The organism is Delftia sp. S65, from assembly GCF_016516495.1.
In the GTDB taxonomy this organism is placed as follows: Bacteria; Pseudomonadota; Gammaproteobacteria; order Burkholderiales; family Burkholderiaceae_C; genus Comamonas; species Comamonas acidovorans.
On the sequence record NZ_JACVUR010000024.1, the window covers coordinates 1 to 19300 of the forward strand.

13 protein-coding genes, 1 pseudogene and 1 riboswitch are annotated in these 19300 nt (G+C 53.8%); of the genes and pseudogenes, 3 read left to right on the forward strand and 11 right to left on the reverse strand.

Going from position 1 to position 19300, the window contains the following annotated elements; translation table 11 throughout:
• Positions 1-180: 180 nt before the first annotated feature.
• Entirely contained in the window at positions 181-1392 is a 1212-nt protein-coding gene (trpB, locus tag IAE24_RS18470; protein ID WP_197956305.1) for a tryptophan synthase subunit beta, read from the forward strand.
• A 142-nt stretch (positions 1393-1534) separates the two neighbouring features.
• Positions 1535-2080, forward strand: a complete 546-nt coding sequence (locus IAE24_RS18475) for a PepSY domain-containing protein (RefSeq protein ID WP_126312259.1) — start codon at positions 1535-1537, stop codon at positions 2078-2080.
• Positions 2081-2189: 109 nt separating this feature from the next.
• On the opposite strand, the gene IAE24_RS18480 is transcribed toward IAE24_RS18475, so the two are convergent.
• From IAE24_RS18480 to IAE24_RS18530, 11 genes and pseudogenes are all read right to left on the reverse strand, one after another.
• A complete protein-coding gene (locus IAE24_RS18480; RefSeq protein WP_199962180.1) occupies positions 2190-2567 on the reverse strand; it encodes a hypothetical protein in 378 nt (125 codons plus the stop codon).
• 268 nt (positions 2568-2835) lie between these two features.
• Positions 2836-3575, reverse strand: a pseudogene (locus IAE24_RS18485) (IS5 family transposase).
• A gap of 48 nt (positions 3576-3623) precedes the next feature.
• Positions 3624-3887, reverse strand: a complete 264-nt coding sequence (locus IAE24_RS18490; RefSeq protein WP_199962182.1) for an H-NS family nucleoid-associated regulatory protein — start codon at positions 3885-3887, stop codon at positions 3624-3626.
• A 347-nt stretch (positions 3888-4234) separates the two neighbouring features.
• The gene (locus tag IAE24_RS18495) at positions 4235-5065 is read right to left on the reverse strand and encodes an EAL domain-containing protein (protein ID WP_199962184.1); all 831 of its coding nucleotides are present in this window, start codon (positions 5063-5065) and stop codon (positions 4235-4237) included.
• A 79-nt stretch (positions 5066-5144) separates the two neighbouring features.
• Complete coding sequence (locus tag IAE24_RS18500) at positions 5145-6089, reverse strand: IPTL-CTERM sorting domain-containing protein (protein ID WP_157158276.1); 945 nt, start codon at positions 6087-6089, stop codon at positions 5145-5147.
• Positions 6090-6281: 192 nt separating this feature from the next.
• Positions 6282-8009 (reverse strand): peptidoglycan D,D-transpeptidase FtsI family protein, encoded by a 1728-nt coding sequence (locus tag IAE24_RS18505; RefSeq protein WP_013802483.1) that lies wholly within the window; start codon positions 8007-8009, stop codon positions 6282-6284.
• A 76-nt stretch (positions 8010-8085) separates the two neighbouring features.
• Positions 8086-9315 (reverse strand): D-alanyl-D-alanine carboxypeptidase family protein, encoded by a 1230-nt coding sequence (locus tag IAE24_RS18510; protein ID WP_199962186.1) that lies wholly within the window; start codon positions 9313-9315, stop codon positions 8086-8088.
• A 24-nt stretch (positions 9316-9339) separates the two neighbouring features.
• Positions 9340-11643: a penicillin-binding protein 1A gene (locus tag IAE24_RS18515; protein WP_199962188.1), complete on the reverse strand. Its 2304-nt coding sequence runs from the start codon at positions 11641-11643 to the stop codon at positions 9340-9342.
• A 422-nt stretch (positions 11644-12065) separates the two neighbouring features.
• Positions 12066-12173, reverse strand: a riboswitch (glycine riboswitch).
• A gap of 687 nt (positions 12174-12860) precedes the next feature.
• A complete protein-coding gene (locus IAE24_RS18520; RefSeq protein ID WP_199962189.1) occupies positions 12861-13109 on the reverse strand; it encodes a hypothetical protein in 249 nt (82 codons plus the stop codon).
• Between the two features lie 287 nt (positions 13110-13396).
• Complete coding sequence (locus IAE24_RS18525) at positions 13397-14977, reverse strand: esterase-like activity of phytase family protein (protein WP_199962191.1); 1581 nt, start codon at positions 14975-14977, stop codon at positions 13397-13399.
• Between the two features lie 114 nt (positions 14978-15091).
• Positions 15092-16192: a porin gene (locus IAE24_RS18530; RefSeq protein WP_199962192.1), complete on the reverse strand. Its 1101-nt coding sequence runs from the start codon at positions 16190-16192 to the stop codon at positions 15092-15094.
• A 598-nt stretch (positions 16193-16790) separates the two neighbouring features.
• Between IAE24_RS18530 and IAE24_RS18535 the strand changes: the two genes are divergently transcribed.
• Positions 16791-19283, forward strand: coding sequence for a hybrid sensor histidine kinase/response regulator (locus tag IAE24_RS18535; RefSeq protein WP_199962193.1), 2493 nt, complete (start codon positions 16791-16793; stop codon positions 19281-19283).
• Positions 19284-19300 lie beyond the last annotated feature (17 nt).

Sequence of the window (19300 nt, forward strand, 5' to 3'; positions counted from 1 at the left end):
AATTAATGTCGGTCGGCCGCCGGGCCGAAACCCGGCCTCGAAAAACAACCACCTGGCAGGGTCAAACAGCAAGAAACCCCGGTCAATCCAACCGGGGTTTTCTCTCTTCAGCGGCACAGAAGCCCTACGTAAGCTGCCACCGCCACCATCCGCCATTCCACAGAACACCCGCCAGCAACCATGACCACTACACCCCCCACCTTCGCCCCCATGCCCACAGCAGAAGGCTACTTCGGCCCCTACGGCGGCCAGTTGGTCCCGCCCCACCTCAAGCAGGCCATGGACGACATCAACACCGCCTACGCCGAAATCACCAAACGCCAAGACTTCCAGCAGGAACTGGCCCAGCTCTTCGCCGACTACGTGGGCCGCCCCAGCCCCATCTTCCACGCGCGGCGCCTGTCGGAGCAGCTCGGCGGCGCACAGATCCACCTCAAGCGCGAAGACCTCAACCACACCGGCGCCCACAAGATCAACCACTGCCTGGGCGAGGCCCTGCTGGCCAAGTTCATGGGCAAGAAAAAGGTCATCGCAGAAACCGGCGCCGGCCAGCACGGCGTGGCCCTGGCCACGGCCTGCGCGCTGGTGGGCATTCCCTGCGAGATCCACATGGGCCAGGTGGACATCGAGAAGGAGCACCCCAACGTCACCAAGATGCGCATCCTGGGCTGCAAGCTCGTGCCCGTCACGCGCGGCGCGGCCACGCTCAAGGAGGCCGTGGACAGCGCCTTCGAGGAATACCTCACCAACCCCACGGACTACATCTACGCCATCGGCTCCGTGGTCGGCCCCCACCCGTTCCCGATGATGGTGCGCGACTTCCAGAGCATCATCGGCCGCGAGGCGCGCGAGCAATTTCAGGCCAAACACGGCAAGCTGCCCGACCACGTGGCCGCCTGCGTGGGCGGCGGCTCCAACGCCATGGGCATCTTCACGGCCTTCCTGGGCGATGCCTCGGTCAAGCTCGTCGGCGTGGAGCCCTCGGGCGAAGGCACGGACAAGCCCGGCCGCCACGCAGCCACCCTCAGCATGGGCAAGCCCGGGGAAATCCACGGCATGAAGTGCTACGTGCTGGAAAACGCAGATGGCACGCCGGCTGCCGTGCACAGCATTGCCTCGGGCCTGGACTATCCGGGCGTGGGCCCGCAGCACAGCTACCTCAAGGACCTGGGCCGCGTGCAGTACGAATCCGTCACCGACAAGGAATGCCTGGACGCCTTCATGCAGCTGTCGCGCGTGGAAGGCATCATCCCCGCGCTGGAAAGCGCCCACGCCGTGGCCTGGGCCATGCGCGTGGCGCCCGGCCTGCCCAAGGACCAGCACATCCTCATCAACCTCTCGGGCCGGGGCGACAAGGACGCCGACTACGTGGCCAAGGTATTGGGTCTCTGACCCAAAGCCTGCGCTGGATCAAACAGCAGCACACCGGAGAGGGCAAAGGGCGCCCTCTCCGACAACCGCTCTCCGGGACGGTAGAGACAATGGCCCCGACCGTTGTCTTGTCCAACCCCATTCCCGGAAGGAGCCCACACCCATGAAGCCCGCCCCGTTCGCTCGCACTGCCGCCCTCTCCATCGCCCTGGCCCTGACCTGCGCCACCGCCGCCCTGCCCGCCGCAGCCAAGTCGGTGGCCGAATGGCAGACCATCACCAGCCAGGCCAAGATCCCGCTGGAGCAGGCCATCACCCGCGCCACCCAGGCCGTGCCCGGCAAGGCCATCGAAGCCCAGCTGGACGACGGCGACGGCATGGGCCCGCGCTACGAAATCGAAGTCATCACCCCGGGCGGCGACAGCGTGGAAGTCTGGGTCAACGCCATCACCGGCCAGGCCGCCCAGCACAAGAACGACGGCGCCGCCAAGCGCAAGGACCGCCAGCGCCTGGAAAAGGCCAAATCCACCATAGAGCAAGCCATCCAGGCCGCCACCCGCCACACTCCGGGCACGCCCGTCAGCGCGGAACTGGACTCCCACTGGGGCCAGACCAGCTACCAGGTCGAAGTGCTGCAGGCCAACGGCACGCTCATGGAAGTCAAGATCGACGCCGTGGGCGGCGAAGTCATCCGGGCCAAAAAGGACTGAGTCTCGACCCCAACCCGACAGCGCGCTTCAGCATGAGGCGCGCTTTTTTTCGCCCATTTTTTGCGTCGTTCCCGCCATATCCGCAGGCCATCCGCGCCTGCAGCACTCCTCAGGCCAACGCCACCGACACCCCCTCATCCGCAAACCGCTTCGCCGCCCTGAGCAGATAGCTCACGGCATAAAGAATGGGGTCGTCGGCCTCATCGCCATTGAGATGCTCCACCACCTCAATGGCATAGCCCAGGTTCACCGCCATGTCGTGCAGCAGGCCCACCAGTTCCCTGTCCTCCGGCTCCAGCGACTGCGCCTGATCGGCCTTCACGTAGTAGATGCGCAGCAGATCGCGGCACACGCAATTGATGGCCGTGACCTTGTGGCGAGCGTGCAGGTCCAGCACATCCAGCGCAGCGCCCATGTGCAGGACGGCGTCTATGGCCAGGTCTTCGAGTTTGGGTGGGGGTGTGGTGGCGAGGGTTGGCTGGGGCATTGGAGTCCTGTCGAGAGGGTCCCGATCCCAGAGCCACTGCACGCAGTGGAAGCGAGAGAACCGGACAGCAAAGCTTCCGGCTTTACCAAGTCTCTGTCTGCCACCTGTAGTTGGAATTTTGTAAAGAGGCAGAGAAGACAGAAGCTGATAAGAGGCCAAGCCTTCGGTCTGCCTTCAAGCTATGCAAGATGTTGGGGGTTGCGCCGGGGGATGTGGTAAATGAGGTGGATGGGCGAGTAGAAAGAAGTGAAAGCGGTATTTAGAGTGGCTAACACCACCGATCCACGAAGCGTGCACAGATGATCACCGCTGCCAGTTTCAGCAGCGCTTCGTGGATATCCAGTCGTCTTTCAAAGCGGATTCGCAACTTGCCAAAGCCTGCAAACCAGCTGTGCGTGCTCTCCACCACCCACCGGTGTTTGCCCAGCCGCTCGCTGCTCTCAATGCCTCGTCTGGCAATCCGGCCAATGATGCGCCGCTGCCTCAAGTGGGCTCGGCATCGCTTGAAGTCGTAGTCTTTGTCGGCGTGCATCTTGGCCGGTCTTTTACGTGCCTGTTCACACCGCTGAACAAGATCACCAGAGGAATGCCTCTGGCATCTACAACGATGTGTCGCTTGGAGCCGAGCTTGCCTCTGTCCCGTTGGGTTGGGTCCCGTTTCCTGGCCCCTGGGGGCTTGGTACCGAGGAGCCATCAATGCTGGCCCGGCTCCAATCGATTTGGTCATGTCCACGCAAGCGAGTCAGCATGGCCTGGTGCAACTGCTCCCAGACACCGGCGGCATTCCAGTCGTGCAGGCGCCACCAGCAGGTCATGCCGCTGCCATACCCAAGAAATTGGGGAAGTCTTCCCAGGGAATGCCTGTTTGCAGCACGAACAAGATGCCGCTGAGGGCGGCTCATCACTGACTGCGAGTTTGCGCGCACCGCCTTTGGCAGAAGGCACGAAGGCTGGGATGAGGGGTTGCAGCTGTCGCCACAGTTCTTTGCTTACGGGACGTCGTGCCATGAGGGCAGCCAGCGTAACTGCTTTGAGGGCACCTCTGATGGATTAGTTTTAGCAGTGCTTAATCAAATTAGGCGGTTTCCCTCTACCAGGCCGTGTTGATCCTGGCGTTGGATCGCGAGACTTTGCTCCATGTCCCGCATCTTGCGACTTGCGCGCATTAGAAGCAAAAACGTCCGCTGGCTTCAATTGAAATAACTCGATCAGATTTCTCGCACTGGCGATAGACTTGTTTTTCTCTGATTTCAGAATTTCAGCAATAGAAGCTTCAATCTCCGCCTTTTTCCTAAGTAGTGTCTCGTAGTCATCTGTCATTTGCATTTGTCGTATAAAATCTGTTTATGAGATAGAAATTCAACATCATTGCGACACCAAATCTATTTAGCCTTTCTTCTTAATCTAACTTCTTCCGCTGCCTTGAGGGCCCTGTCGTATCTGATATGCGACTGTTCTTGATAACTCCTCGCATCGTCTCTCTCGGCCTTGTAACACGTATCCCTGCTCACGCCATAGGCCTCGCACTCCGCTAATCTTTGTTCCATTCTATTTGCACAGGAACACATTGAAAGAATAAAGAAAATGGAAAAGAAAACCTTATGGTGTATTTTTTTGAGCTTAATGCTTCCGGCTTGTAAATATAACATGTTAAATCTGATCACTTTCTAAATGCTATGCCATGAAAGATTCTTACGACGCTGCAACCAGCGGACAGCCTCGCCAGGATCCATTGGTGCACTTATCAAAAAACCCTGTGCAGCATCACAACCAATGGTTTGAAGAAACAATAGATCCTGCTCTGTTTCTACGCCTTCCATCACGCTTTCAATCCTCAGTTTTTTAGAAAGGCTAATAATCGATTCCAATACTAAAAATGCATTTCTATGCTGATGGGCATTGCGAAGAAAGGTTTTGTCTATTTTTAGACCATCTACTGGAAGTGAGCTGAGTCTACTAAACGATGAAAAACCAACACCGAAATCATCTATGTAAATTCTGAACCCGCTGCTTCTTATTAATCGAATAGCCTCCGTAAGCCTCTCAGGAAATGCAACAAAAGCAGTTTCAGTTATCTCCAGGTCATAACAATTTGGAGAAAGATGGTGAGTTTTGAAAAACTGAAGAAATGACTCCACAAATAATGGCTCCAGAAAAACTGCTGCCGATACATTTATGGATATTGGAAATGACAATCCTAAATCAGACCAAGCTTGCTGCTGAGTAGCCACGGACTGTAAGACGAAGCTTGTTAACTCCTTAATTTGCCCTGTTTGCTCTGCAATACGAATAAAAACCTCTGGTGGAATATTCCCAAGTGATGGATGCACCCATCGTGCCAATGCTTCAAAACCGATGATCTGTCCTGTTTGGACTTGAATTTTAGGTTGGTAATAAACATCTATTTTAGAGTTCTTTAATGCATCCCGTAGGTCAGTTGAAATTCTTAGCTGAGATGATACTTTTATGAACTTTTGAGAACAATTTTCGGAAAGCATTAATTTCTTTCTTGATGACGACTCACATAGCCCGATCGAAACTATTCATTGGATGAACTTTTCTTACGAAAATTAGAAATTACGTCCTCCTGCGAAAACCACGAATACCAAAAAATGTAACCATTAGCGTTGACAATCCAATTAAGGAAATATGGCTCAACGTAGGCACTGCATGTGTTTTACCAGGCACAGGGTTCAGATCATTCTTCAATAAAATTTTCAAATTATATGAAGCACATGCAATTTCAGATTTAGAGTCACAAAGCTTGTAAGAAATAGTGTAATTGCCAGGCGAAAGTTTTGATGACACGTTGAGAGATCCTGCCTCCGTATTGAAGAAAATTTCTGCAGGCAATGTACTCGTAGTTGAAATAATGGCGTTGCCGGTCGAGCCAAGAGTTATGGACTTCCCATTGATTTTTTTTCCAGAAATTAGATCAATGGAGTGCTCTTGCCCTTTATCCAGAGTCAGCATTACATTCTCATTTTCATTTTCATTTTCAAAGCTGTACCATTTTCCGGTACCCCAAGTGATTAACCCGTAGGAGTCAGGATCTTCATAGATCTCTGGAATTTCACAGTTCTTCCCATAAACCGTATCACTGGGGCATTTTGCGTTAAACATCATTGTTGTCCCCACATCCTGAGCAATTGGTGATGAAAAAGGGCCTACAATTGTAAAAATATCATAAAGCGGTAATGAAGGATTTTTTGTCACAAAAGCAAACTCATAATTCACAATATTCCCATCATTATCAGTAATGACGGATGACGAACCTCGACCGGAACCAGGTGCGCTAAATTGAAGGGCAGGATCTGTATTAGTGATGGTGCGGATTCCGTTGTTGAAACTTGACTCTTCAATTAAGTTAAGTCCATTCGGCCCAATATCCGTGAATTGATCTAGATTTGAAGGCAGCCTTTTTTTTGTAACAATTCTCGCCGTAGCCCTCATTCCAGAACTAAATGGCTGTGGAATTGGAGCATATGTTGGAACGGGTATGCCGTTAACAATTTTGACCAAGATTACATGTGAATGGTACGGCTGACCGACATATACATACTCAGTGGCCTGAGCACTTCCAAGAAATAGAAGGAGCAGGGGCGACGTAATTTTGAGACAAATATTCTTGCAATTAGACATAATTCGATATCAGTAAGTTATCTATGTGAATAAACACAATGGGGAATTGATTAAAAATAGAGCCACAAGAGATTAATCTGAATTCTGCTTTCCCCTTTCAATGATTGTGTCAGGTTGATAGCCCATTAATCTCAAGCTTTCTGAAATTACAGAGTTAAATATCGGAGCAGCCACGGCACTTCCATAGTATTTTCCCGCCCTGGGCTCATCAATCATTACAGCAACAATAATTTTTGAATATGAGTTCGAAATTGGGGACATTCCGACAAACCAAGAACGATAAGACCCGCGTTGATAGACGCCATCAATAAGCTTCCTTGTCGTCCCTGATTTCCCACCAACCGAGTAGCCCTCAGTGTTGGCACGCGCATTTTTTCGTCCAGCCCCTCCAGAAAGCCAAATCATGTTTCGCAGCTCCTCTGCAACTTCTTCAGAGAAAACTCTAACGCTCTCAGGTGGCTTTGAGTTCTTTAATAAATAAGCAGGGCGTAGCCGACCATCACCAGCAATAGCTGTATATGCCGTAGCCAATTGAAGCAATGACATGGAAAGGCCATATCCATAAGCCATCGTTGCCTGCTCCACAGGGCGCCAGTTGTGCCAATGCCTAAGCCTTCCACCTGACGCGCCAGGAAACTCGATTTCTGGCTTACGCCCGATGCCGAGGAGACTGTACATATGCCACATTTCTTCGGGCTTCATAAGATCCGCAACTTTTACCATCCCTATGTTGCTTGATTTAGCAATGACCTCTCTAGCTGTTAGAACACCGAAATTACCCACATCGGATATCCGGCTTCCCTGGTAGTTAAGAACGCCGGGGCGTGTATCGAAAGTGGTTAGTGGCGTCAGTTTTTTTAGCTGCAAGGCGGCCCCCATTGCCAAAGGTTTGATAGCGGATCCGGGCTCAAAACTATCAACAACGGCAGTGTTTCTTGAGTTGGCAAAGGACGAATGGTTTCTGTCCAAAGGGTCGAAACTAGGATAATTAGCCAAAGCTAGAACTTCGCCAGTCATTGCATCCAAAACGACAGCACTGCCGGATGTCGCTTTGTTTTTTATGACTGCTTCGCTAATTTTTTGATATGTGTAATGCTGGATGGTGCTGTCAATAGACAATTGAATATCGGAACCGTTAATAGGAGCGACTTCCTCACCCACTTCGGCGATCACTTTGCCAAGCCTGTCTTTGAGTACGCGTCTAAGTCCTGGAAATCCACTTAGCTCGCTTTCAAAATTTAGTTCAATTCCCTCCTGGCCTCGTCCTTCCACATTTGAAAAACCAACCACTTGGGATATTGCTGCGCCGAGTGGGTAATGACGCTTATGCTCCAATCTCTCGTATATTCCTTTAATCTTTAAGGATGCAATTTTTTCAGCCAGGGAAAAATCAATGTGGCGTTTTAGCCATACGAAATTTCCTGCACGGACATTCGACAGTCTCTTTTCCAGATCCTTGGAATCTATTTCCAAAAGAGCAGCCAGCACTTGCAATTCTTCTTGGCTAGGTTTTGCTTGTTTACGATCGGCCCATATACTTTTGGCCGGTGCACTTGATGCCAGAACTCGACCATCCCTATCTAGGATATTTCCACGCATAGGAAGATGATTTACTGTTCTTGTGTATCGAATGTCACCTTGATGTAAGAAGAAATCGTTGCCAATAAACTGCACCCAAATGGCACGAAAGCAAATAATAGTAAATCCTAAGAAGAAGATAATCATGATGAGCTTGCTGCGCCACACAGGAGTCCTTGTCGCCAATAGGGGACTATTCGAATATGTTACAGATTTCACCAATTTCGATAAACCTAAATTCAGCAGATATTCGTAGTTGACCTAGATGTAAAACATAGAAATGCATCTAACATTTTCGCTATATCTTTGAAAATAACCCTAGAAATTGGTTTACTAGATTTTTCGAATGGATGATAAATGCATGAAAAAGTCTTTTTGGATAGCTACCTTTAATAATTTCCCGAGAAACCAATAAAGGATGTCGGCTTATAAAAACACCGTCTCTGGTCATTATTTTTACCCATCCTGCCTGCTGGCCTTTCTCAAGAGGCGCAGTTAACGGCTCATCCACTTCGAAATCAATGACCAAATTTTTTCTATCTGTTTCTTTTGGCACAGCAATGGACACATCTCGATCTACGACAAGTTCTACATTTAAGATGTCTCCTTGCCACACTCGCACTGATTTGACTACACGATTTTTCTCAAAAAGGCCCTCCCACCTGAAAGCACTGAACCCCCAGTTCACGAGTTTGAGTGTTTCAAGCTTCCGTGAATCCTTAGATGTGGCGCCCATGACAATGCTGATAAGTCTGCGGTCATGCCCATTTTCATCTTTGCGATGCGAGGTTGTAGCGAGGCAATACCCAGCAGCATCTGTATATCCAGTTTTTCCGCCATCAAAACCATGATCAATATCTAATAATGCATTTCTATTCAATTGCCTAATTCCATTAAACGTATATTCTTTTAATGAAAAATATGAATGAAACAGTTTTGGATGATCCTCCAGAATTTGACTCATTATTTTTGCTGCATCCATTGCACTCATTTTGTGATTTTCATTTGTCAATCCAGTCGAATTAACAAAATTCGTATTTTTCAAATCCCACTCTTTTGCTTTGTAATTCATCATTTGAACAAAGCCTTCCACTGACCCGCCAATTGCTTCCGCCAGTACAACAGCTGCGTCGTTACCAGATTGAACTATTAACCCGCTTAATAACTCATCCATAGTAGGAGACATTCCCATGGCCAAAAACATCAACGTACCGTTTCCCAGCCGCTCATCCCAAGCACGTTTTGAGACTGGCAGACGCTGATCGAGCGATATACGACGGTGCTTGACTGAGTCAAATGCCAGATAAGCTGTCATCAATTTGGTTAGCGAAGCAGGATGTACTGGATCGTTCGCATTATTTTCAGCGATGACCTGGTGTGTATAAGCGTCAATTAGCACATAGCTTTTAGCATCCAGAGGAATTGATCTACTAATCTGTGCAAAGACATGCTCGCTATTGAACAAAGTAGCACAACAAATTGTTAGATACAGATATACTTTTGGCAAAATTTTGGTAACTGCAACCATTTTCATACTCAACTGGATTCCTATTTACTTAATATCGCAAGAATAGGGAGATCGAACATAATTCGACATAGAGTTCGAACATATCCTTTTCTCGAGAAATTCTGTGTAAATATAATCTCCGCCAATAAGAGAAACTTCTGGTGGAACGGTTACTTGTATTTCAGGCCTACCGCTCAATGCTTGCTCCATGAATTTGATCCAGACCGGCAATGCGATTGTTCCGCCAGTGACAGCACCCAAGCTCTTTGGATCGTCATAACCAATCCAAGTGGTCGCCGCGATTCCTCCGGCGTAACCCGAAAACCAGAGATCCTTGGATCTGTTGGATGTACCTGTTTTTCCTGCGACATCCTCTCTTCCCAATCTAAGAGCCTGCCTGGCTGTTCCGCTGCGCACAACATCTCTAAGTAAGGAATCAACAATAAAGGCATTTCTTTCCGAAATTACCTGATGCCTAACGCTAACATCCGGTGCCTTATACAATAAATCACCATTACGCTGCCTGATGGACTTGATTAATATAGGGGACACCATCGCTCCATTGTTCCCAAACACAGAAAAGGCTTGTGTAAGATGCATTGGAGACGTCAAACCGGCCCCCAGAGCTAGAGGAAGCCCAGGAGGATGAAAATCGGGAATAAAACCAAAAGATAGAGCCTTGTTACGGACATAGTCCTCACCTGCGGCTTCCATCAAATTCACTGTTGCCACATTTTTCGACCTAATAAATGCGCGTCGAATGGTGATATCACCTTCATAGTTGTTTGCATAATTTCTTGGAGCCCAGGATGCGCTACCTCGCTGCGCCGGCTTGACTACTCGACGTGTGTCATCCACGATGAATCCGGGAAAGAATCCTTTTTCGATAGCTGCACCATACACAAACGGTTTGAATGTGGAGCCAGTTTGTCTTTGAGCTTGAGTGACATGATTAAAGTTGTTGAGAGAAAAATCAAATCCCCCAGTCATTGCAAGAATATTCCCACTTTGCATATCCATTGCAATCATGGCACCTTCCATATGTGGCTTCTGACTAAGCACCCATTTATTTTGGGCGTGCTGTTTTACACGTACCACCGTTCCTTTTTCAATTCGTCGTTTACGTGAAATAGAACTTTTTGTCAGTTCCAAGACGGAATATGCACCTGACTCAGAAAATAATGTAATCACCTCACCATTTCTGAACATTGCCTTGACAATTCCGTTGGGTAATACTTCGGTGATAACGGCCGCTTTTAATACGCCACTATCTGGGAAGTTAATGAGAAATTTTTCTATATTTTTTTTGTCCAGTACTTTTTCTTCGACATTAAATCTTCCCTCCACACCCTCCCATCCGCGAATTTTTTGCAAGCGCATCAGCCCATCTCTTAATTCCTTATGAGCAGCCTTTTGTAGGCGTGTATCTATTGTTAGTTCGACATCAAAGCCTTCCTTATATGTGCTTTCCCCATAGTGTTCGTAGATCATTTTGCGCGCTTCTTCGACTGCAAATTGCACAGAGGAATCCCTGGTGTTAGCCCTCTTTGTAATTTTTACTTCTTCTGAAATAGCTTGAAGAAACTCTTCTTGATTCAAATAATTAAGCTCCTTCATTCTTTCTAGAATATAGTTCTTCCTAATCATTGCTCGTTGATAGTTTGCGACTGGGTTAAAAGCTGATGGAGCCTTAGGGAGGCCAGCTAGCACAGCGGATTCTGAAATGCTCAACTCACTCAAACTCTTATTGAAATAAGTTGATGCTGCAGCTGCGAACCCATAGGATCTCTCACCCAGAAAGATTTCGTTTACGTAGATTTCAAGTATTTGATCTTTAGAGAAAAGTGCTTCAATCTTGAACGCCAACATGATCTCTGCAATTTTTCTTATATAGCTCTTTTCCTTGGAAAGAAACATATTGCGAGCTACTTGCATGGTGATCGTGCTGGCTCCCTGGGAATTTTCTTGGCTAGCAATATTTCTGACTACCGCTCTAAATACTCCAGAATAATCCACGCCTCTGTGATGGTAAAATTTTGCATCCTCTATTGAGATAATTGCATTTTTCAAAGCCCGAGGAAACTCTCTAATTGAGACTATCTCACGACGTTCTTCGCCATATTCAGCCAGCAGTTCCTCACTAGCTGCGTAAATTCGTAGAGGTTGGGCGGGTCGATGGTGAAAAAGGTTAGCCACATCTGGCAGAGTTTTTTCTATTTCATTAGCAACATAAATTATCACTGGTACGAAACAAATGAAAAATCCGCAAAAAAAAGCCAGGACAGTACGAATTGCGGAATAACCAGTACTTTTATATCTAGTGTTTTTTGTTTGATCTGCAACCATCATTGGCACCTAGCTCTATTGATTTTTGAGGCTATAAATCTATCAAGCAGCATTAACCGCCACATTGAATCCAGTGGTTTTATTTAAAGCCCAAAAATCAAAAATTAATGATCTATTAAGATCAAATCATCGAACCGACACGACGAATTTAACCAGTGCAAACGCAGATGGTTTTCCCGTGTGAATGTCGATCTTCTAAATCAGTGGATGTCTTGTGGGCGGTGGCCGGCACGCATTGCCATTCGCATCTTCTGAAATATTCGATTTCTCGCCGAAAAATGATGCGAGAGAACCAGAATTTTGAAGAATGCAAATAAGAACGGCAAAAAGACCCAATGCCAAGATAGCTTTGTAGCTCATGGCCAAATCTTTCATTGATGTATACCGTGTCTGAAATGGCGGTGGATGCCAAAGACGGTATAGATGCCGCTCCCCCTGTCCTCGGTACCTGAGAGATTCACCTGTTGACCAGACAACAGGCTTGCTCCTTCGGCGCGCTACAGCGATTGCAGCGACTCTCCAGACGGCGTGTTAGATGTGCAGTACATCCCCGGGTGAGGGGAACCTGAGCGTTTATGGGAGTTTGCGCCTTCGGCAGAGGTAAAGGCTACCTCTTTCTCCTGCCAGGTCATCTTACGTCAGATGCGCTATTTACTGGCTTTCAGTTTCCTTACCCTACTTGACCAAAGTCAAGTGTGTATATTTCGATGAAGCGAATTAGTTCTCGCAGAACTGTTAAAATTTGTTAATTGAGACAATTTTTAATATTTCGTCAGAATAGAGCGCCTGAGACCTAGGACGCATCGCACCCACCAAAAAAGCCTCGACAGGAAGTTCCTGCCGGGGCTTTTGTGTTTTGCCGAATGGACAGCTAGGCGGCAAGCAACTCTCTGATCAGCCACCCAATGCTCTCGCTTCGATGCATCCACGCTGGCGCGCAGCACAGCGGCCTTGAAGCCCCGGGCTTCCAGGTGCATTCGCAGCCTGGCGGCCCTGTGCTTTTTCTTCAGCACACAGCTGCATCAGCCAGCTTTCCCTGATGAGGGCCGCCGCCGTGAATGAGTTGCTGATCTTGCGCAACGGCAGCGCTGCTCTGTCCAGATGCCGGAGGAGGCCCCGCACTTGCCTGTCTTGAGGTCGCCCTCACGAGCCAGCCCAACCAGCCACTCACAGCCATGATCCCCAAAGCAAAATCGCCGTCCCCGCCAGCGGCGATCTGACTACCCTCCTCCACCCGAAGCTGCGCTCCATTCCCCATGATCCAAGAGTCTGAAGAGATTGCCCTGCTTCGCGAGGAAAACGCCAAGCTGCGGGCGCAGCTGGCGATTGCCGCGGCTGGCCATGCCAGCGCTGCGCAGGCCGCAAGCGCCAGCGATCAAGACCCTTTCTATGCGCAGGTCGCGGATCAGAAAACGCTGTTCTCGGATTTCATCGAGCATCTGCCGATAGGTCTGTGCCTGGTGAGCCATAGTGTGGGCAGGTGCTGATGTCCAATCCGGCCTAGCGCCATTTCCTGCCGGAAAGCCCTCCACCATCGCTTGTGGCGCCCGAGGAAGACCGGGGGTGCTGGCGCAGTTGGGACCAGGAAGGCAAACCGATCCCCAGGGACCAGTTTGTGGGCGCCAGGGCTGCACGTGGCGAGCTGGTTCGGCGTGGCGACTACCGAGCTGGACGAACCGCCCTGGAACAACGTGGCCCCGTTGTCTTGCCCATGCCATGCAGTCCCAGTCCCAGTCCCAATCCCAGTCGCAGTCATTCAAGGAGCGCCGTATTCGCTCAGCTTCTTGCTGAACCCAAAGGTCCACAGTCGCTGCGTGCGATCGTTGACGTCATTGGTGGTAAAGCGCAGGCTCGCCGCGCCCTTGGCGCATTGGCCATCGTTCACGATCTTGCCTTCGGCGTCCACCATGCATTTGGTGACGTCCGAGCCTTCGATTTCCTTTCCGCTGGCGTCCAGCACGGCCAGCGAAACACCGAAGTCGGTGTCGTTGGTCAGCGCCAGCGTGTAGTCATCGACCAGTGCCAGGCCTTCGGCCTTCTCGGCCACCCAGCCGGTGGCGTTCAGGTTGAAGAGCCGGGTCTTCTTGAGCGTCACGACCTTGGAATAGTCCGAGCCATTGACCGGCTTGCCAGTCAGGCTGCTCTTTTCCAGGTCGGAGCCCAGCGCGGTGATGTCGGTGGCGTTGGCCGGAAACTCGATCAGAACCAGGTCGTTGAAGACTTTTTTGTCCTTGCCCGTGCCTTGCTCGATGGCGACGAACTTCCCCTTGCCCAGTGAGACCACATCACCCAGCTTGGCATTGCCGGTCTTGCCTTGGTTGTACCAGCGACTGTCCACGGGCAAGGCAAACAGGCGGGTTTTCTCGGTGGTCGGGTCAAACTCCACCCAGCGCACAAAGCGAGCGTAGTCGCGCACGTTCTCCAGCTTGCCAGTGGCGCCGGGAACGGCAGCGGTGGTGTAGTCGGCCTTGCCGTCGTCCAGAGGGCTTTGCAGGAAACCGTGCAGCTTGCCGCTGGCCGCATCGATGCTCAGCCCCTCCATGCCACGGTTGGCGCGGCGCTTGGCGAGAATGGCCGGCAGATCGGCCGCGCCGGTGCCGGGCCCGTATTTCTTCTGGATGATGCCGGTCGCCGGGTCGATCTTCACGATGAAGGGCCCGTATTCGTCGGACACCCACAGCACATTGCGTGCGGCATCCACCACCACGGATTCTGTGTCCAGGCCGAATTCGCTGTAGCCCTTGGCCTTGCCGGGATAGGTGAAGGAGTCGTCCAGGACTTGCTCGCCCGTGTTGCCTGTGATGCCCCGTGGCTGCACGCGGCCGTTGGCGTTCTGTGTGGCGCCGAATCTGAGCGGCAGGGTGGAGACGAGCCTGGCTCCGTCCTTTCCGAGGGCGATCACGCCGATGGACGGAGTGAAGTTGGGCGAGGGAAACACCGTGGAACTGGCAAAGCCCGTGGGATTGGAGCCGTCGGTGATCTGCGTGACCGGGCCGGTGGTCGCGTTCGGGCCGCGATCGGTGATGGCGTAGAACTCCAGCGTGCCGTCGGCACGCCTGCCCTTCAAGGCCAGGCCCGAACCGTAGGCTGGCAGAAAGCCCTTGGGGAAATCGGCCTTGGTGGCGGGGTGTTGGCCTTCGTAGGGGAAATAGAACCTGTCGTCGAACTGGACGTCCTGGCGCGTGACGATGGCGCGGATGCTGCCGACGCCGGTGGTCTGCGTCACCGTCTCGGAGCCGGCGGCCTGGATCGGGCGGGTGTCGGCGCAGGCGCTCAGCAAGGCAGCCGCGGCGGCGATCACTGCCATCAGGCAGGAAGAAGAAGTGGGGGGTCGCATGGCGAGTAGGTCTTGAGAAGAAGAGGCAAGCCTGATAGGCAGATCGGCAGGCCCTGCGTGGCAAGGGCCTGCCCAGCCTTGAAGGCTTCGTTTCTGGAAAAGGCGCTGTGCCGCTCAGAACGAGTGGCTGATGCCCAGATCCACACCGGTCGAGCCGGCGTTGGCCACACCCGCAGGGCCGCCGATCAGGCCGACGCTGGCGCCGTTCTTGTTGTTGACGCGCGCCAGCCCGGCGTACAGAGAGGTGCGCTTGGAGAAGTCGTAGACATATCCGATCGAATATTTGTCGGCCTTGCCGCCGCTGCGCGTGAGGGCAGAGGCGTTGCCGCTGAACTTGGCGCTGGCGTACTTGACGCGCCAGCTGCCTGGCCCCATGGGGATGGTTGCGCCCAGGTAGAAACCGTCCACCTTCCCGGAGGTTGCGCCGTTGACGGGCTCCCACTTCAGGCTGTTGTATCCGCCATTGAGCAGGAAACTGCCGAAGTTGTACGAGGCGCCCAGCACCAGGTCTTCGAGATCGCTGGTTGCGGCGATGGCGCTGGGCGAAGCCACGGCTGCGGTGCCGTCAATCCTGCCGTAGCCGATACCCACGTTCAGCGGGCCAGAGCGATAGCCCAGGTTGCCGCCTATGTATCTGCGGGCCTTGCTTGCGCCAGAGCCGGAGGCGTTCTCGTCGCCAAAGGAAACCGAGAACTGGCCATAGACACCGCCCAGGTCGCTTGGCAGGAAGTAGCCCACGGCGTTGCTGATGCGCGTGCGGTCGACCACGCCGCTTTGGCTGGCGGCGTTATAGGCAGTCTGGCGGATCGTCTGGAACAGATTGGCCTGCACACCGGTGGTGGTGTCGGGGCCCGCGAAAGCGGTGAAGATGTTGTAGCTGGGGGTGTAGTCGCGACCCAGCCGGATTTCACCCCAGGAATTGTTGCTCAGCCCGATCGTGGAGCGGCGCTCGAAGCCAAGGGAGCCGCTGCTGCCGCCAGTGCCGACATCGGGGTTGAGGCCGCCTTCAAGCCAGAGCTGAGCTCGGTTGCCGCCGCCGAGGTCCTCCGTGCCACGCAAGCCAAGCAAGCTGGTCTTGCCTTGGCTGGAGTTCAGTGCATTGAGCCTGTTGCTGCCGGACTTGGCAATGGTGACACCGACGTCCACCACACCAAAAATGGTGACGGAAGATTGTGCCAAGGCCAAGCTGGAAGAAGAGGCGAAGAATGTGCCCATCGCGAGTCCCAGAATGCGCGAGCACGTTTTTTGATTTTTCATTGGCGAGATACGAACTGAACTTATTAATGAGAATGACGGTGGCCTCCTGCCACCGCTGCGGGAACTCTAAGCAACACATAAGTATTCTTCGTGACAGCTGTGCTGTGTGACATGAAAGTCACAGCAGCGGCGGTGCCTGCGGCACGTTTCCTGCAGGGAAGCCCTCTCGCCGCCACCCTTCAGCCATGGCCTGCACGACGGGGCAGATCATTCATTGCCGATTTGTTTGTTTCATATTCGAGAAATTGGCGGGAATATGCATCCTTTTGCCATTTTCCCAATAAGGTTCTCGACTTCCATATTTTCAATGGCACATTTCGAGCGTTCGTCGACCGATTCATCGGTCATTGGGTACCCAAATTCAGCCCATTGCACGGCCAGTTCAACCCCATAGTCCCTGGGAGGCCGAAAACCCACAAGAATTGCCGCACCGAGGACTGCAGCCTCAACATCGGTCGCACCAGCAGTCACAGCTATGATCCCCAGGCAGCATCGCCGTCCCCGCCAGCGGCGAGCTGCCCCCTCTCCTCCACCCAACGCCCCGCTCCATCCCCCCATGATCCAAGAGTCCGAAGAGATTGCCCTGCTTCGCGAGGAAAACGCCCGGCTGCGGGCGCAACTGGCGATTGCCACGGCGGGCCATGCCAGCGCCGTACAGGGCGCGGGCGCCAGCGATCAGGACCCGTTCAATGCGCAGGTGGCGGACCAGAAGACGCTGTTTTCGGATTTCATCGAGCATCTGCCTATAGGCCTGTGCCTGGTGAGCAAGGGCGGCAAGGTGCTGATGTCCAACCCGGCCTACCGCCATTTCCTGCCGGAGACCCCCATCCCTTCGCTGCTGTCGGCCGAGGAAGACCGGGGGCGCTGGCGCAGTTGGGACAAGGAGGGCAAGCCCGTTCCCCGCGACCAGTTTGTGGCTGCCCGCGCGTTCCGCGGGGAGCTGGTGGTGCCGGGTGTTGACTGCGTCTATGACACGCCCCAGGGGCTCGAAGTATGGACGCGCGTGTTCGGGGTGCCGCTGCGCAATGCAGACAAGGAAGTCGTGGCCACGGCCATCGCCATTTTGGACATCGATGCGGAACGGCGGGCGCTGGACCTGTTGCGCCAGAGCGAGGAACGGCTGGATGCGCTGGTGCGCTCCTCCTCGGAAGTGCGCTACTCCATCAGTGCGGACTGGAGCGAGCTGCACCAGCTGGCAGGCGGCGGGTTCATCCCCGACACGCAGGCGTCCAACACGAACTGGCTGGAAGACTACATCCCCCCGGAGGACCGCGACCTTGTGCGCGCGGAGATCGCGCGGGCCATCCGCACGAAGACGGACTACGTGATCGAGCACCGGGTGAACCGGGTCGATGGCAGCGTGGGCTGGGCGTTCTCGCGCGCCGTGCCGCTGTTCGATGCAGCAGGCGCCATCACCGGCTGGCTGGGAGCGGCCTCCGACATCACCGAGCGCAAGCAGGCCCAGGCCGCGCTGGAGCGCTTGAATGCCACGCTGGAGGAACAGGTGGCAGAGCGCACGGCCGACCGCAACGCGCTGTGGCAGCTGTCTTCCGACATCATGATGCGCTGCACGTTCGAGGGCATCATCACTGCGGTCAACCCGGCCTGGACCGAGGTATTGGGCTGGCGTGAAGACGAGCTGCTCGGCACCACGCTTTTTCATCTCATCCATCCGGAGGATCTGGCGCGCACCATCCAGGACACGCAGGAGCTGGCCACAGGCATGGCGCATGCCCGGTTTGACAACCGGTATCGCCATCGGGACGGGAGCTACCGCTGGATCTCCTGGTCCACCCGTTCGGCGGCAGGCCGCATCAATGCCGTGGGCCGCGACATCACCTCCGAAATGGCCAAGGCCGAAGCGCTGGCCAAGGTGCAGGAGCAACTGCGCCAGTCGCAGAAGATGGAGGCCGTGGGCCAGTTGACGGGCGGTCTTGCGCACGACTTCAACAACCTGCTGGCGGCCGTCATGGGCAATCTGGAGCTGCTGCAGCGGATGCTGGCGCGCGGCCAGGTGGACAACCTCACGCGCTTCATCCATGGAGCGCAGGGGGCGGTGCGGCGCGCCGCCACGCTCACGCAGCGGCTGCTTGCGTTCTCGCGCCGGCAGATCCTGGACTCCAAGCCCACCGATATGGCCGCGCTCCTGGCCGATTGGGAGGACCTGCTGCGCAGGACCGTGGGCGCCAGCGTGGACATCGACATCGTGCCGGCAGCCCATCTGTGGCATGCGCAAATCGATGGAACGCAGCTGGAGAACGCCATCCTGAACCTGTGCATCAACGCCCGCGATGCCATGCCCGAAGGCGGCCGGCTGACCATCAGGACAGCCAATATCGAGCTTGAAGAGGCGGCAGCCCGGGAGTGGGATCTTCCGCCGGGCGGCTATGTGTCGCTGTGCGTCACCGATACGGGCACCGGCATGTCGGAGCAGACCATTGCGCGCGCCTTCGAGCCGTTCTACACCACCAAGCCGGTGGGCCATGGAACAGGGTTGGGGCTGTCGATGATCTACGGTTTCGCACGGCAATCGGGAGGAGCGGTCAGGATCTTCTCCAAGCCGGGCCAGGGCACCACGGTCTGCCTGTATCTGCCCAGATGCGACGCCGCGCCCGTTGCAGAACGCGCGGTCGACGCGGCAAGGCAGGTGGTGGTTCCTGCCCAAAGGACCTTGCTGGTCGTGGATGACGAAGCCCCGATCCGCCATCTCATCGACGAGGCGCTTGTCGACCTGGGCTACACGGTGCTTGCCGTGGCCGATGCAGCCGCCGCGCTGCAGGTGCTGCGCGCCGGAACCCGGGTGGACATGCTGATCACGGACATGAGGCTTCGCGGCGGAATGAACGGCAAGCAGCTGGCCGACGAGGCGCGCCTGGCCCGTTCCGACCTGCCGGTGCTCTTCATCACCGGGTTCACCGAGGCATCTCCGCTCAGCCAGGAAAACCTGCACCCCGGGACGCAGCTTCTGACCAAGCCGTTCACATTGGACGCGCTGGCGCTCAAGGTGGCGGAGATTCTGGGCAGTACAGACGCTGTGCTAGCGGACTGAAGCTGACACGTGGGCAC

Bases quoted from the DNA above. Each gene is read 5' to 3' on its own strand.
- trpB (WP_197956305.1), top strand. From the start codon at position 181: ATGACCACTACACCCCCCACCTTCGCCCCCATGCCCACAGCAGAAGGC.
- IAE24_RS18475 (WP_126312259.1), top strand. From the start codon at position 1,535: ATGAAGCCCGCCCCGTTCGCTCGCACTGCCGCCCTCTCCATCGCCCTG.
- IAE24_RS18480 (WP_199962180.1), bottom strand. From the start codon at position 2,567: ATGCCCCAGCCAACCCTCGCCACCACACCCCCACCCAAACTCGAAGAC.
- IAE24_RS18490 (WP_199962182.1), bottom strand. From the start codon at position 3,887: ATGACAGATGACTACGAGACACTACTTAGGAAAAAGGCGGAGATTGAA.
- IAE24_RS18495 (WP_199962184.1), bottom strand. From the start codon at position 5,065: ATGCTTTCCGAAAATTGTTCTCAAAAGTTCATAAAAGTATCATCTCAG.
- IAE24_RS18510 (WP_199962186.1), bottom strand. From the start codon at position 9,315: ATGGTTGCAGTTACCAAAATTTTGCCAAAAGTATATCTGTATCTAACA.
- IAE24_RS18515 (WP_199962188.1), bottom strand. From the start codon at position 11,643: ATGATGGTTGCAGATCAAACAAAAAACACTAGATATAAAAGTACTGGT.
- IAE24_RS18520 (WP_199962189.1), bottom strand. From the start codon at position 13,109: ATGGCTCACCAGGCACAGACCTATCGGCAGATGCTCGATGAAATCCGA.
- IAE24_RS18525 (WP_199962191.1), bottom strand. From the start codon at position 14,977: ATGCGACCCCCCACTTCTTCTTCCTGCCTGATGGCAGTGATCGCCGCC.
- IAE24_RS18530 (WP_199962192.1), bottom strand. From the start codon at position 16,192: ATGGGCACATTCTTCGCCTCTTCTTCCAGCTTGGCCTTGGCACAATCT.
- IAE24_RS18535 (WP_199962193.1), top strand. From the start codon at position 16,791: ATGATCCAAGAGTCCGAAGAGATTGCCCTGCTTCGCGAGGAAAACGCC.